This is a genomic window from Saccharopolyspora sp. NPDC045941, assembly GCF_056431445.1.
Genome location: NZ_JBWKKU010000029.1, coordinates 1 through 14,365, shown reverse-complemented (window position 1 = coordinate 14,365; position 14,365 = coordinate 1). Strand labels below are relative to the sequence as shown.

The 14,365-nt window shown below is 72.1% G+C and carries 10 protein-coding genes; 6 read left to right on the top strand and 4 right to left on the bottom strand.

Annotated elements, in window-relative coordinates:
- Window positions 1–106: 106 nt before the first annotated feature.
- The 3 genes from cydD to AC07FN_RS23170 all read right to left on the bottom strand — a co-directional run bounded on the left by cydD (window position 107) and on the right by AC07FN_RS23170 (window position 6,448).
- Window positions 107–3,646, bottom strand: coding sequence for a thiol reductant ABC exporter subunit CydD (cydD, locus tag AC07FN_RS23180; RefSeq protein ID WP_478397499.1), 3,540 nt, complete (start codon window positions 3,644–3,646; stop codon window positions 107–109).
- Between the two features lie 267 nt (window positions 3,647–3,913).
- A complete protein-coding gene (gene cydB / locus AC07FN_RS23175; RefSeq protein ID WP_478397498.1) occupies window positions 3,914–4,927 on the bottom strand; it encodes a cytochrome d ubiquinol oxidase subunit II in 1,014 nt (337 codons plus the stop codon).
- A 15-nt stretch (window positions 4,928–4,942) separates the two neighbouring features.
- A complete protein-coding gene (locus AC07FN_RS23170) occupies window positions 4,943–6,448 on the bottom strand; it encodes a cytochrome ubiquinol oxidase subunit I (RefSeq protein WP_478397497.1) in 1,506 nt (501 codons plus the stop codon).
- Between the two features lie 219 nt (window positions 6,449–6,667).
- Here AC07FN_RS23170 and AC07FN_RS23165 point away from each other — a divergent pair, with 219 nt between their 5' ends.
- The 5 genes from AC07FN_RS23165 to AC07FN_RS23145 all read left to right on the top strand — a co-directional run bounded on the left by AC07FN_RS23165 (window position 6,668) and on the right by AC07FN_RS23145 (window position 11,651).
- Window positions 6,668–7,207, top strand: a complete 540-nt coding sequence (locus AC07FN_RS23165; RefSeq protein ID WP_452613489.1) for an RNA polymerase sigma factor — start codon at window positions 6,668–6,670, stop codon at window positions 7,205–7,207.
- Entirely contained in the window at window positions 7,204–8,007 is an 804-nt protein-coding gene (locus AC07FN_RS23160) for an anti-sigma factor family protein (RefSeq protein WP_478397496.1), read from the top strand. Before AC07FN_RS23165 ends, AC07FN_RS23160 begins: the two co-directional genes overlap by 4 nt.
- Before the next feature lie 3 nt (window positions 8,008–8,010).
- Complete coding sequence (locus tag AC07FN_RS23155; protein WP_478397495.1) at window positions 8,011–8,736, top strand: ABC transporter ATP-binding protein; 726 nt, start codon at window positions 8,011–8,013, stop codon at window positions 8,734–8,736.
- On the top strand, window positions 8,733–9,923 hold the full coding sequence (locus AC07FN_RS23150) for a hypothetical protein (protein ID WP_478397494.1): 1,191 nt from the start codon (window positions 8,733–8,735) through the stop codon (window positions 9,921–9,923). The genes AC07FN_RS23155 and AC07FN_RS23150 overlap by 4 nt, the downstream gene beginning before the upstream one ends.
- 171 nt (window positions 9,924–10,094) lie before the next feature.
- Window positions 10,095–11,651, top strand: coding sequence for an ArnT family glycosyltransferase (locus AC07FN_RS23145; protein WP_478397493.1), 1,557 nt, complete (start codon window positions 10,095–10,097; stop codon window positions 11,649–11,651).
- Here the strand turns inward: AC07FN_RS23145 and AC07FN_RS23140 are convergent.
- Window positions 11,603–13,039 carry an aminotransferase-like domain-containing protein gene (locus tag AC07FN_RS23140; protein WP_478397492.1) on the bottom strand — a complete coding sequence of 479 codons (1,437 nt, stop codon included), beginning with the start codon at window positions 13,037–13,039 and terminating at the stop codon, window positions 11,603–11,605. The two genes, AC07FN_RS23145 and AC07FN_RS23140, sit on opposite strands and share 49 nt — an antisense overlap.
- 64 nt (window positions 13,040–13,103) lie before the next feature.
- On the opposite strand from AC07FN_RS23140, the gene AC07FN_RS23135 reads away from it, so the two are divergent.
- Window positions 13,104–14,264: a trans-sulfuration enzyme family protein gene (locus AC07FN_RS23135; RefSeq protein ID WP_478397491.1), complete on the top strand. Its 1,161-nt coding sequence runs from the start codon at window positions 13,104–13,106 to the stop codon at window positions 14,262–14,264.
- Window positions 14,265–14,365: the final 101 nt, after the last annotated feature.

Genomic DNA, 14,365 nt, shown 5'->3' with positions numbered 1-14,365 from the left:
TCGACAGGTCGCTGCACCGCTTCGAAGCCGAACGCGCCCTAGCACGACCCCACGCCACCACATCTCGAACAGCACCTGCAACGCACGGCCCCGTAAACAGCGGAGGTCACGGGAGGGCGCCTTCGCTCTGGGCCTCGCGGACGACCGCGATCTCGCCGGCCTCGACGCGCAGGACGATGTCCGCGTGTTCGGTCTCCGACCAGCGGTGCGTCACGTGGATGACGGTGCGGTCGCGCAGCTCATGGCGCAGGCGGGCGAGCAGCGCCTCCGCGGTCGGCACGTCCAGGTGCGCGGTCGGCTCGTCGAGCAGCACCAGCTCCGCGTCCGCGGCCAGCAGGGCCCGGGCCAGCGCGAGGCGTTGCGCCTCGCCGCCCGACATCGCCGTGCCGCCGCTGCCGACCATCGCGTCCAGCCGGTCCTCCCAGCCCGGCAGCCCCGCCACCCGGAGCGCCTCGCCGAGCTCGCGGTCGTCCGCCTCCGGCGCGGCGAGCCGCAGGTTCTCCCGGACCGTCGTCGACACCAGCTGCGGCTCCTGCGGACACCACGCGACCTTCCGCGGCACCTGCACGTCGCCCCGCTCGGCCTCCAGGAATCCCAGCAGCAGCGCCAAGATCGTCGACTTCCCGCCGCCGGACGGTCCGACCACCGCGACGTGCGCCCCGGCGGGCACCCGCAAGTCCGCGCCCCGCAAGGCGATTCCGCCCGAACCCGGCCACCGGACATCGACGCCGGTCAGCTCGACACCCGACCGTGCCGCCGGATCAGCTGCGCGGCGCTCCGGATCGGCAAGTTCGCCGTCCGAGCCCTGCTGCTGGGCATCACCACCGGACGGCGCCACCTGACGTCCCGAACCGGCAGGAACAACAGATTCACCACCCGAGCCCTGTCGCTGGACATCACCACCGACCAGCTCGACACCCGACCACGCCACCCGATCAGCAGAAGCACCAACGGATCCACCGCCCGAGGCGACCGCCAGCAACGGCGCCAGACGTGCTTGCGCTGCACGCAACGACTTCCACTGCTGCGCAGCGGGCGGCAGCAACGCGACGGCTTCCGCCGCGGCGAGCGGCACCAGCCCGAGCAGCGGAGCCAGCTCCGGCGCCAACCAGCCTTCGGCCACCGCCGCCGCCCCGAACCACGCCCCGCCGAGAACCGCGATCCCGACGAGGAGCGTGTTCACGGCCGTCGCGGCACCCGCGCCGAAGGCCGCTCGGCGGGCACGAGCGGCGAGGCGCTCGTCGGCAGCGGCCAGTTCGGCTCGACGCTCCTCGTGCGCGCCGAAGGCGAGCAGTTCCGCCGAGCCGTCGAGCAGCGCGAGGACACGAGCCGCGACGCGGCGACGCCCTTCCGCCACGGCAGCGGTCGCGCGGCGCTCCGCGGCGAGCGCAGCGAGCGGACTCGCGACGAAGGCGACGAGCAGCGCAGCTGCGAGCACCACGCCCGCTTCGGGGAGCACCAGCGTTTGGAGCACCACCGCAGCGACCACGACGACCGCCGCGACCAGCGGCGGGAGGATCACGCGCGGCTCCAGATCGCGGACGGAGTCGACATCGTCGACGAGGCGCGCGACGCCCTCGCCGCGGCGGAGCCCGGCGGTGCGCACCGGCCCGAGTCGCACGAGGGCATCCCACAGCTGCCGCCGGAGGCGGCCGGAGAGCCGGAAGGCGGCGTCATGCGTGACGAGCCGCTCCGCGTAGCGGAGCACCGCGCGCGACAGCGCGAAGGTGCGCACGCCCACGACCGCGACGGAGAGCGTGAGGATCGGCGGCTGCTGCGAAGCACGGGCGATCAGCCAGGCCGACGTCGCGGTCAGCGCGAGGCCGGAGAGCAGCGAGAGCGCGCCGAGGCCGACGCCGAGGAGCGTTCGCGGCGTGATCAGGTCGCGGATGCGACCGGTCGCCGCCGGCAGGTCGGGCGGGGCGGCCGGAAGGGCCGCGGTGGCCGCTTCGGGTTCGGCTTCGGCCGTCTCCGGGCGGTGGCTGGCGAGCACGACCGTCGCGCCCTCTTCGGCGGCGCGGCGAACCGCCTCGTTGACCTGGTGGGCCGTCGCGGCGTCCAGGTGCGCGGTCGGCTCGTCGAGCAGCAGGATCTTCGCGTCGCCGCGCAGCCTCAGCAGGGCGCGGGCCACCGCGACCCGTTGACGCTCTCCTGTGGACAGTTCGTCGATGCGGCGGTCGCGGAGGTGGGCGGCGGCCGCGTCGGCGAGCGCTTCGCCGACGTGCGCCGTCAGGTCGGGTTGGTCGGCGGTGGCGACGGTGAGCTCGTCGGCGACGGTGCCGCCGGTGAACGTCGGGCGCTGCGGCACCCACGCGATGCGGCGGCGCCACTCGGCCGGGTCCAGCTCGGCGATGTCCACGTCGTCGCAGGTGATCGTGCCGCTTTCCGGGGCGGCGAAGCCGAGCAGCACAGACATCGTCGTCGACTTGCCGCTACCGCTCGGCCCGATCCCATCGAAGCCCTCCAGCCGCACGATCTCGCCGGGCCGCGCCACGAAGCTCAGGCCGTCCGGCGCGAACCCGTCCCGCCGCCGCACCCGCAACCCGGCCACCCGCACCGTCCCGCCCGAGCCCCCGGGCTCGCCGGTCCCCCGCACCGCAGGACCGTCCCGCCCGGGTTCGGGGTGCCGCAATTTCCATTGAAATCGAAGGTTCGATTTCAATGGAAATTGCGGACCACCCGCACCGGCAGGGTGACCGTCCCGCACGATCTCGTCGACCCGGCGGACGGCTTCGACGCCGTCTTCGCTCGCGTGGTGCGCCGCGCCCGCCGCGCGCAGCGGCAGGTAGCACTCCGGCGCGAGGACCAGCACCAGCAGGCCCGTCGCCAGGTCGAGGTCGCCGGAGACCAGCCGCAGGCCGATGCCGACCGCCACCATCGCCACCGACAGCGACGACAGCAGCTCCAGGACCAGCGCGGAGAGGAAGGCGATGCGCAGCGTCGCGATCGTGGTGCGGCGGTGCGAGTCGCTGACGCGGCGGACGACCTGGCCCTGCGCCCGCGCCCGTCCGAACGCCATCAGCACCGGCAGCGCCCGGATCAGCTCCAGCAGTTGCCCGGACAGGCGCTGCACCGCGTCGGCGGCGCGCGAGGTGCGCTGCTCGGTGTACTTGCCGACGAGCCACGCGAACAGCGGGATCAGCGGCACGGTGATCACGATGACCAGCGCGGAGACCCAGTCGGAGAACAGGATCCAGGCCCCCACCAGCGGCGGCACCACCGCCGCGGTCACCAGCGCGGGCAGGTACTTGGTGAAGTACGCGTCGAGCGCGTCGAGGCCCTTGGTGGCGAGCGCGGTCAGCTCGGCCGGGCCGCGCCGGTGGATCCACTCCGGGCCCCGCCGCAGCGCGGAATCCAGCAGCAGGCCGCGCAGCTCCTCCTTCGCGCCCGCCGCGGCCCGGGCGGACACCGACTCGGTCGCCCAGCCCAGCGCGGCCCGCGCCACCACCGCGCCGGCGAGCACCACGAGGTGGTCGCCGATCTCCTCCGGCGAGGCGGCGCTGGTCACCACGGCCGCGAGCGCGCTGCCCAACGCCCAGGCCTGCACGATCAGCGCGGCCGCGTTGCCGACGGAGAGCAGCCCGGCCACGACGAGCGCGCGCCGGGCCGACCCCGAAAGCCGAGGCAGAGCTCCGAGCGGACCCATCACGAACTCCCTACTTGTTTCCAGGCTCGTTTTGCGTGGCGGTGCGGGTAGCGGCCCCCCTGCGGGACGCCTTCTCGCTGTGGGATCCCCGATTTGTGTATGACCAATACGCGGCATCGGGGCTTGTCCTCGCCGAGAACCCCGGCGGGGTGGGCACAGTCTGAGAACCCGCGGCGGTGCAAGTTGCTCAGGTGGGCTAAGCGGCTGCGCCGCTTCAACGACAAAGATCAAACATTGTTTCACCAACTGGCGGACCAGCGGAAACCGTCAGGCACCGGGTACGTGCACCGGCGGGATGTGCTTGGTGCCGATGCGCTTGCGGAACACCCAGTACGTCCAGCCCTGGTAGATCAGCACCGCCGGGGTGCCGAGGGCCGCCACCCAGGTGATCACCGTCAGCGTGTACGGGCTGGACGCGGTGTCCGCGATGGACAGCGACCACGCCGGGTCCAAAGTGGACGGAATCACGTTCGGCCACAGCGCGCCGAACAGGGTCACCACCACACCGGCCAGCGCCACGCCCTGCAGCGCGAACGCCTGGCCGTCCCGCCACCGGTACAGCCGGGCCAGCCCGGCCAGCGCCGCGACCAGCGCGATCACCAGCGGCACCCAGGTCCAGGCTTCGCCCTCCCGGAGCTGCGCGATGACCACCAGCGCGATCACCGGCAGCAGCAGCGGCAGCCCGGCCCGCAGCGCGAACCGCCTCGCCCGCTCCCGGATCTCGCCCTCGGTCTTGAGCGACAGGAACACCGCGCCGTGCAGCAGCGAGAACGCGCACACCGCGAGCGCGCCGATCACGTTCGGCAGCGTGAAGATCGTCCACCAGCCGCCGATCCGGTCGCCGTTGGCGTCCAGCGGCAGCCCGAAGACGCTCGCGGACAGCACCAGCCCCACGATCAGCGGCGAGATCCACGAGGCGAGCACGATCACCACGTCCCAGGTGCGCCGCCAACGGGCGGTGTCCACCTTGCCGCGGTACTCGAACGCCACGCCCCGCCCGATCAGCGCCAGCAGCAGCACCAGGAGCGGCAGGTAGGCCGTGCTCAACAGGGACGCGTACCAGCCGGGGAAGGCGGCGAAGGTCGCGCCGATCGCGACGATCAACCAGACCTCGTTGCCGTCCCAGACCGGGCCGATCGTGTTGATCAGCACCCGCCGCTCCTCGTTGCGGCGGCCCAGCACCGGCAGCAGCATGCCGACGCCGAAGTCGAAGCCCTCCAGGAACAGGTAGCCCAGCCACAGCAGGGCGATCACGCAGAACCAGAAGGTGGGCAGATCCATCGCAGGTGCAGCCTCTCAGTACGCGAAGGACAGGGCTTCGGCGTCGGACTTCTCCTCGCCCTCCGGCGGTTTCGGCGGCATCACCCCGTCGAAGCCGCCGCGCACGTAGCGGACGATCAGGAAGATCTCCACGATCGCGAGCACCCCGTACAGCGCGGTCAGGGCGATCACCGAGGTCAGCAACTCGCCGGGGGACACCCCCGAGGACACGGCCGACGCGGTGAACATCCACACGCCGTCGACGCCGGACGCATCGGGGTTGGGCACCACCACGAACGGCTGGCGGCCCATCTCGGTGAACACCCAGCCGGCGATGTTGCCGAGGAACGGCAGCGCGATGCTCAGCACCGCCAGCGGCGCCCACCACTTGCCCGGCGGGAACTTCCGCTTGCGGGTCAACCAGAGCACGAACACCGCACCGAGCGCGGCCAGGCCACCGAAGCCGATCATGAACCGGAAGCCCCAGTAGGTCACCGGCAGGTTCGGCGTGTAGTCGATCGGCTGCCCCGCGAACGAGCCCAGCCGCGGGTCGTCCGGGTAGTGCGTGCCGTACTTGGCCTGGTACTCCGGGATCAGCGCCTGCACGCCCTCGACCTCGCTGGAGAAGTCGCCTTCGGCGAGGTAGGACAGGATGTAGGGCACCGTGATGCTCTTGACGTTCTCGCAGTCGGGGCGGGCGACGTCGCCGATCGCGAAGATCGAGAAGCTGGCGGGTGCCTCGCTGTGGCACAGCGCCTCCGCGGAGGCCATCTTCATGGGCTGCTGCTGGAACATCAGCTTGCCCTGGATGTCACCGGAGATCGCCAGCCCGGCGAAGGCGATCACCGCGACCCACGCGCCCAGCCGCAGCGAGCCGTGCCAGGCGCGGCGGTCCTCGTCGTCCGGGTCGGACTTGCGGTGGTGGCGGGCGATCTGCCAGGCGGCGATGCCGATCAGGAACGAGCCGGCGACCGCGAAGCAGCCGAACACGGTGTGCGGGAACGCGGCGAGCACGGTGTTGTTGCCCAGCACCGCCCAGATCGAGGTCAGCCGGGGCCGGCCGTCGACCACCTCGATGCCGACCGGGTGCTGCATCCACGAGTTGGCGGCCAGGATGAAGTACGCGGACAGCACGGTGGCCAGCGAGAACGCCCAGGCGCAGGCGAGGTGCACGCCCTTGGACAGGCGGTCCCAGCCGAAGATCCACAGGCCGAGGAAGGTCGACTCGACGAAGAACGCGAGCAGGCCCTCCATGGCCAGCGGCGCGCCGAAGACGTCGCCGACGAAGCGCGAGTAGGAACTCCAGGCCATGCCGAACTGGAATTCCTGCACGATGCCGGTGACCACGCCCATGGCGAAGTTGATCAGCATCAACTTGCCCCAGAACTTGGTCATCTTCAGGTAGCGCTGCTTGCCGGTGCGGTACCAAGCGGTCTGCATGCCGGCGACCAGGATCGCCAGCCCGATGGTCAGCGGCACCATCAGGAAGTGGTAGACGGTAGTGATCCCGAACTGCCATCGGGCGATGTCGAGCAGATCCACGACTCCACCCTGCCGCTCCGTAGTGCGAATGCGCAGAGGCAAGGGCCCTATCTCGCCCGGTCGAGAGTCCTGTCCCGGACGGGACCTTGGTCCCGGTCACGTAGGGCAGCCGAAATCACCGGATCGATTACTTGTACCAAGCGATCCGGCGACGCGGAAGACCTCTGCGTGAACACGCCGACCGAAAACCGTTCCGGCCGTCCGTGCGTCTAGAGGTGTGTGCGCGATCAAGAGCGGGAAGACGAGCGGTTGCTCAGGCGGATCGCACGCGGCGACCGGGCCGCCTTCGACGCGCTCTACGAGCGCAACGCGGGCTGGCTGGCGGTCCGGCTGCGCCGCCGCTGCGGCGATCCCGAACTGGCCGCCGAGGTGCTGCAGGACTGCTTCCTGACGGCGTGGCGCTCGGCGGGCGGATTCGACCCGTCGCGCAGCGCCGCCGGCTGGCTGTGGACCATCGCGACGAGCCGGCTGATCGACGCGCACCGCCGCCGCAACGTCCGCATCCAGCCCGTCGGAGAGCCGGTCGATTCGGCGATCACCGCGGAATCCGCGGAGGACGAGGTGCTGGCCCGGGCCTTCAGCCCCGAGCTGGCCGGCGCCCTGCACCGGCTCTCCCCCGAGCTCCGGGCGGTCCTGCAGGCCACCGTGCTCGACGGCCGGACCGTGCGGGAGACCTCCGAGCTGCTCGGAATTCCCGAGGGCACGGTCAAGACCCGCGCGCGCAAAGCCCGCCACATCCTGAAGGAGGCACTCGCATGACGCACGAGCACTTCCCCGCGTCCACCCTGCGTGCCTACGCAGCGGGTCTGCTGCCGGAGGCGGACGAGGTGGAGGACCACGCCCTCGACTGCGCCGCCTGCCGACGGCTGATCAACGACGCGGCGTCCGGCGATCCGGTGGTGCTGCAGGCGCAGGCCGGCCTCGCCACGCTCCCCCCGCAGTTCCCCCGGCCGAGCCGGGGGCGCCGGCTGCGGGTGCTGCTCAACGCCGCCCCCGCGGTGCGCGGCGCCTGGCTGTTCGCGGTGCTCGTCGCGCTGGCCTGCGCGGTCGGGATGGACCTGCTCAGCATCGAAGAACCCGGCGGCTGGTGGTCGCAGCACGGCTCCGCGCTGCTGCTGATCGCGCCGATCCTGCCCGTCGCCGGCGTTGCGCTGTGCTTCGGCAGGCTGGGCGACCCGGCCTACGAGATCACCGCGGGCACCGCGCTCGGCGGGCTGCCGCTGGTCCTCTGGCGCACCCTGTCGATCCTGCTCACCACCGTGCCGGCGAGCGCGGTGATCGGCGCGATCACCGACCGGACGTCGATCGTCGGCTGGCTGCTGCCGTGCCTGGCGCTGACCGGCCTGACCCTGGCGCTCGGTTCGCGGTTCCGGCTCGAACCGGTGGCCGCCGCGGTCGCCACCGGCTGGCTGGTGCTCGCCGGCGGCCCGCTGGTCGTCGCCCGGGTGCCGGTGCTGCTCGACCGGCCGCTGCCGCTGCTGTGGTCGTCGCTGATCGTCCTGTCCGCCGCGGTGCTCTACCTCCGCCGCACGAACTTCCAGCACACGTCGAGGAGCTGAACCATGCCCGCCATCGAGATCCAGGACCTGGCCGTGCGATTCGGCCGCCGCCGCGTGCTCGACGCGATCACCGCGGACTTCGGCGCCGGCGTGCACGGCCTGCTCGGTCCCAACGGTGCCGGGAAGTCGACGCTGATCCGGGTGCTGGCCACGCTGACCGCGCCTTCCGGCGGCTCGGTCCGGCTGCTCGGCCACCCGCCGGCCGGCGCCGACCTGCGCCCGCTGCGGCGCGAAATCGGCTACCTGCCGCAGGAATTCGGGTGGTACCCGAGGTTCACCGCGCGCGAGTTCGTGGAGCACTTCGGGTGGTTGAAGGAGGTCCCGGCCGCGGAGCTGATGCCGGCCGTGGACCGGGCGCTGCGGCGCGTCGGGCTCGGCGACCGCGCCGACGAGAAGCTGAAGCGCCTCTCCGGCGGGATGCGGCGCCGCGTCGGCATCGCGCAGGCCATCGTCAACGATCCCGGACTCCTGCTGCTCGACGAGCCGACCACCGGGCTCGATCCCGAGCAGCAGGACGAATTCCGCGAGCTGCTGCGCGAGCTCGGGCGGGATCGGTGCGTCGTGCTCGCCACGCACATCATGGGCGATGCGGAGGCGTGCGATCGGCTGCTGGTGCTGGACGCGGGTCGGCCGGTCTTCCGGGGGACGCCGGCGGAGCTGGCCGACGGCGGCGATCTGGCGGACGGCTACCGCGCGGTGCTGGGCAGCAGCAGGGCGGGCGCGGCATGAGCAGGAGGATCTTCGGGAACGAGTTCTACCGCGGAACCGCGGGCCCGCTCGCGATGGCGATGCTGGTGTCGCTGGTCGCGGTGCTGTTCGTGCAACCGTGGTGGGCGGGCAGCTGGAACGATCTCGCCGTGGTCGTGCGCAGCGGTCAGATCTTCACCTGGCCGTTGGTGGCGACTGCCGGTGCATGGGCCGCGAGCAGGGAGAACAGACGCGGCACCGAGGAACTCCTGGCGACCTTGCCCCGGCCGGGTTGGCAGCCGTTCCTCGTGTCGTGGGCGGCACTCGTGCTGGGCGCGGTGCTCGGCATCGCGACAACGTGGGGAATCGCGGCAATGTTCGTCTTCCCGATCGCCACCGGTAGCGGTACCGACTGGATCGCGGCGCTGCTGGTCTGCGTCCCCGCACACGGCGCGGCAGCCGCATTCGGCATGGTGCTGGGGCGGCTCGTCCGGTGGCGGCTGATCGTCCTGCTGACCCCGGCGTTGGCACTTCTGGTGTACACGGCGGCCAGCTGGGCGAGTTGGATGTCGGGGTACGACGCGCTGTTCACGATCCTCTTCTCCGCACAGGTCTCCACCGGGTCGATGTACGCGGTGCCGTCGAGCGCGCTGCAGGCGATGTGGTTCGCGGCGATCGCGGCGAGCTTCCTCGTCCTGGCCGTGTCGCGTCGACGGTGGCTCGTGCTGGTGCCGGCGGCACTGGTCGCCGCGCTGACGCTGCTGATCGCGTCGGTCCCGCTGAACCGGCACGTGGTCGCTGATCCGGTGGCGATGCAGGAGGTGTGCACGACGCGCGGGCCGACGATCTGCGTCGCGCGCTACGAGGAGCACGTGCTCGGCGAGCTCGCCGAACTCGGCCAGCCGATGCTGGAGAAGCTCCACGGCATCCCGGGGGCTCCGGAGGAATTGCGGTTCGGCAGCTCGGCGAACCCGGACCTGCCCGTGTACCTGCACAACACGACCGTCACCGGGCGGCTCGCGGATCCCGTGCAGGAGCGCGAATGGCTGGCGAACATGTTGGTCGGCACGGTCCCGACCTGCGACGGCGAACCCTTCTACCGGGTGTACCAGGCCGCGCAGTCGCGGCTGCTCGAGAACGGCCGCTCGCTGGATCGCGAATGGATGACCGCCTATTTCGCGGCACGCGCCGATTGCGACACCGATGCGACGCTGGCGCTGCTGAATTAGCGAACGTTCCGGCCGGTAGGCACTCGTGCGCGTTTTGGATCGCTATGGCACTCCAAACCACGCACGAGCCCTGACCAGCGCAAACCGAACCCCAACGAAGAACCGATTCTGATCGGCCGGAAACACCCGATTCCGGCCGGTGCCTCCGCGCGCCCGGAAAGGGGCTCATCCGTGACGTTGACCCATCCCGGAAAAGCCGTGCAGCCGAAGGGAATCGGCCGGGATCCGGCGTTCCCGCCGGCGGTGCGGCCGGTTCTGCTGATCGCTGCGGCCGTCGCGATCGCGTTGCTGCTGACCAGCCCGCGTTACGGCTACTTCGCCGACGAGCTCTACTTCATCGCGGCGGGGCACCACCTCGCCTGGGGCTACGCCGACCAGCCGCCGCTGATCCCGCTGATAGCGTCCACTTTAGACATCTTGCTCCCGGATTCGCTGATGGCGCTGCGGATTCCGCCGATGCTGGTCACCGCCGCCGGAGTCGTCGTGACGGCGCTGACCGCGCGCGAACTGGGCGGCGACCGCCGCGCGCAGGTGCTCGCCGCCGGGGCCTGGGCGGTCACCGTGCAGTTCGCCAGCGCCGGGCACCTGCTCGCGACCTGGTCGTTCGATCCGTTCCTGTGGACGGTGATCGGCTGGCTGGTGGTGCGCTGGACGCGCTGCCGCCGGGATCACCTGCTGCTGTGGGCCGGCGTGATCACCGCGGTCGCGCTGCAGGTCAAGTTCCTGATCCCGGCGTGGTGGCTCTGCGTCGGCGTCGCCGCCCTCGCGGCTGGACCGCGCGAGCTGCTGCGCCGCCCGATGCTCTGGTGCGGGGCGGGTTTCGCCGCGCTCACCGCGGTTCCCACGCTGCTCTGGCAGCACGCCCACGGCTGGCCGCAGCTGCGCATGCCCGCCGCGATCGCCGCCGAGAACTGGTACGGCTGGCTGTTCCTCCCGACTGCCGTCGCATGCGCGGGCCTCGTCGGTGGGGCCGCAGCCTGCTACGGCTCGTGGCGGCTCCTGCGCTCGCCGAACCTGCGCCCGTACCGCTACCTGGGCTGGGCCGCCATCGGAACCACGGCAATCTTCCTGCTCGCGGACGGCCGCCCCTACTACGTCGCGGGCCTGTTCGGCCTGCTCTACGCCGTTGCCGCAGTGGAGGCCCCGAAGTTCCCGGGCCGGCTCACCGGCACGGCTTTCGCGGTCTCCGCTTGCCTGGCGCTGACCGCGCTGCCGGTGCTCCCGGTGTCGTCGATCCAGCGGTTCGACACGTTCGGCCGGGGCAGCATCGGCTGGCCGCAGCTGACCTCGGCCGTGGCCGACGCCTACCACCGCGCTCCCCCGCGGACCGCCGTCATCACCCACGACTACTGGTCGGCCGGCGCGCTGCACCACTACGGGAGCGCGGCCGGGATTCCCGAGGTGTACAGCGGAAGCCGGGGATTCTGGTACCTCGGCCGCCCGCCGGAGGACACCGAGCACGTGGTTTACCTGGGCGGCACCCGCGAAGACCTGCTCCGGTCCTTCCGCGACGTCCGCCCGATGACCACAGTGGACACCCGGCTCGACACCTACTACGAGGGCACCACGATCTGGCTCGCCAGCGGGCCGCGGCGGCCGTGGGCCGAGCTGTGGCCGCAGTTCCAGCGCATGGGCATCTTCGACGGCACCGCCGGCAGCGGCACCGAACTCCCCGGCGCTCAGACGACCAGCGCGTTCACCGCGGCGACCGCGGCCGTGCCGTCGTAGGAACGCCACGCCTCCGCCATCCGGCGCACCGCCTCGGCGAGCTCGTCCGGCGGGTAGTGGAACGGGATGCGCAGGCAGCGTTCGCTGCGCCGCTGCGGATCCAGCGACTGACCTGGCAGCACCGCGACGCCGAACCGCAGCGCGTGCTGGGCGAAGGCGCTCGCGTCGCCGTAGGGCAGCGTGGCCCAGAGCGTCTGCCCGCCCGCAGGAACCCGGAACGTCCACGGCAGGTTCGCGTCGAGTTCGGTGCAGAGTCGGTCGCGCCGGGCGCGGAGTTCGCCGACCCGCCGCTCGCGCACCTCGTCCAGCCGCGGCAGCAGCGCGGCGGCCAGCCACTGGTCCAGCACCGGGCCGCCGAGATCGTGCACCGCCCGGAGCCGCGCCAGCCTCGTGATCAGCGGCTCGGGGGCGCGCACCCAGCCGACCCGCAGGCCGCCCCAGACCAGCTTGCTCAGCGATCCCACGTTGATGACCGCCGCGCCGTCCAGCGGCTCCGGGGCCGCGTCGTCGAGGTCGAGCTCGGCCAGCACCTCGTCGTCGACCAGCGGGACGCCGTGCCGCTCGCAGGTCTCCGCCAGTCGGCGGCGCTGCAACGACGGCAGCAGTTCGCCGGTCGGGTTGTGGAAGGCGGAGATCACGTACGCCAGCGCCGGACGATCCGCCACCGCGCGCAGGTAACCAGCCAAGTCCAGCCCGTCGCCGGCGCGGACCGCGCGGATCCGGGCACCGGCCTCCTGCGACAGCTCGAACGATCCCGGGTAGGTCGGGGCGGCGAGCAGCACCTCGTCGCCGGGCGCCACGAGCATCCTGATCAGCAGCGAAAGGGCCTGCTGCGCCCCGTTCACGACGAGGATCTGCTCGGCGCGGGTCGGCACGCCGCGCTGCGCGTAGCGGTCGGCGATCGCCTGCCGCAGCTCGGGAACCCCGGCCGGGTGGTAGCCCATGTCGGGGCCGATGCCGGCGAGCCGGGCGGTCACCGCGGGCAGCAGCTCGGCGAGTTCCGGTGGCGGCAGCAGCGGGCTCGCGCACGTCAGCTGGATCGCGCCGTCGGCGGGTTCGAGCAGGTGCAGGTACATCGGCCCGACCGACTCGACGGCGGCGGTGCGGGCGGCGGTGAGCCATGCCGACGTGACCCGGGTTCCGCTGCCCTGGCGGCGTTCGAGCCGCCCTTCCTCGCGGAGCGTCCGGTAGGCGGCCACGACGGTGTTGCGGCCGACCGCGAGCGCGCCGGCGAGCGCGCGGTCGGGCGGCAGCACGGTGTCCGGCGGCAGGCTGCCGTCTTCGATCAGCTGGCGCAGCCGTCCCGCGAGCAGCTCGTGCAGCGCGCCGCGCTGCGCGGACCAGCGGCCGAGCAATCCCACGACGCGATCCAGCGAAATTGGTTCCATCGGGGAGCCAATCTACCCGCATTGGCGCTTCCCGCGGACCGCCGCCGGGGGAAGCCTGGTTCCCATGACCCACTTGAACACCCGCTGCGTCCACGTCAAGACCCCGGAGGCCCCCGTGGGGCGGCCGCTGACCGCGCCGCTCTACCAGACCTCCGGCTTCGCCTTCGCCGATCCCGCGGTCGTCGCCGACGGCATGGCGAACCCCGACGGCACGCCGGTCTACTCGCGAATGGGCAACCCGACCGTGCGGGCGCTGGAGGACACCGTCGCCGAGCTGGAGGGCGGGCAGGCCGGCTTCGCGACCGGCTCCGGCATGGGCGCGATCAACTCGGTGCTGCTGACGCTGCTGAGCAGCGGCGACCACGTGATCGCCCAGCGCAGCCTCTACGGCGGCACGTTCGCGTCCTTCGAGAACCTCGCGCACCGCTGGGGAATCGAGGTCAGCTACGTGTCGGGCCCGGCGGAGGCGCGGCAGGCGCTGCGGCCGAACACCAAGCTGCTCTACGCCGAGACGATCTCGAACCCGATGGTGGAGGTCGCCGACCTGCCCGGGATGTTCGCGGTGGGCCGCGAGGCGGGCCTGATCAACGTCGTGGACAACACCTTCGCCACCCCGCTGCTGTGCCGCCCGATCGAGCAAGGCGCGGACGTCGTCGTGCACTCGACGACGAAGTACCTCGGCGGCCACTCCGACGTGCTGGGCGGGGTCGCGGTGTTCGCGGACGCCGACCTGCACCGCGAGCTGTGGCCGGAGCTGGTGGAGATCGGCGCGTCGGCGGATCCCTTCGCGGCGTGGCTGACGCTGCGCGGCGTGCAGACCCTCGCGCTGCGGATGCGCCAGCACTGCGCGAGCGCCCAGTTCATCGCCGAACGGCTCGCCGAGCACCCGGCGGTGCGCGCCGTGCACTACCCGGGCCTGCCGTCGCACCCCAGCCACGAACTGGCGCGGAAGCTGCTGACCGGCAACGGCGGCGTGCTGACCTTCGACCTGGGCAGCAGGGCGGCCGGGCTGGCCTTCGTGCAGGCGATCCGGCTGGCATCGCTCGGCCCGTCGCTGGGCGGCGTCGAGACGCTGGCGCTGCACCCGGCCAGCACCTCGCACCGCCAGCTCACCGACGAGCAGCTGCGCGCGGTCGGCATCGGCGAAGGCGTCATCCGCGTCTCGATCGGCATCGAAGACCCGGACGACATCTGGGCCGACCTCGACCAGGCCCTGCCCGCGTGAGCACATGGGATGCTCCTATAGATGTCAAGCGGCAGGAGCAAGGTCGTTTTGACTGGTTCGTTCGGTTGGTGTGGTGGTCAGGGCGCGGTAGACCTCGCGGG

Excerpts from the sequence above, each read along its gene's own strand:
- cydD (WP_478397499.1), bottom strand. The coding sequence starts at position 3,646 with ATGGGTCCGCTCGGAGCTCTGCCTCGGCTTTCGGGGTCGGCCCGGCGC.
- cydB (WP_478397498.1), bottom strand. The coding sequence starts at position 4,927 with ATGGATCTGCCCACCTTCTGGTTCTGCGTGATCGCCCTGCTGTGGCTG.
- AC07FN_RS23160 (WP_478397496.1), top strand. The coding sequence starts at position 7,204 with ATGACGCACGAGCACTTCCCCGCGTCCACCCTGCGTGCCTACGCAGCG.
- AC07FN_RS23155 (WP_478397495.1), top strand. The coding sequence starts at position 8,011 with ATGCCCGCCATCGAGATCCAGGACCTGGCCGTGCGATTCGGCCGCCGC.
- AC07FN_RS23150 (WP_478397494.1), top strand. The coding sequence starts at position 8,733 with ATGAGCAGGAGGATCTTCGGGAACGAGTTCTACCGCGGAACCGCGGGC.
- AC07FN_RS23140 (WP_478397492.1), bottom strand. The coding sequence starts at position 13,039 with ATGGAACCAATTTCGCTGGATCGCGTCGTGGGATTGCTCGGCCGCTGG.
- AC07FN_RS23135 (WP_478397491.1), top strand. The coding sequence starts at position 13,104 with ATGACCCACTTGAACACCCGCTGCGTCCACGTCAAGACCCCGGAGGCC.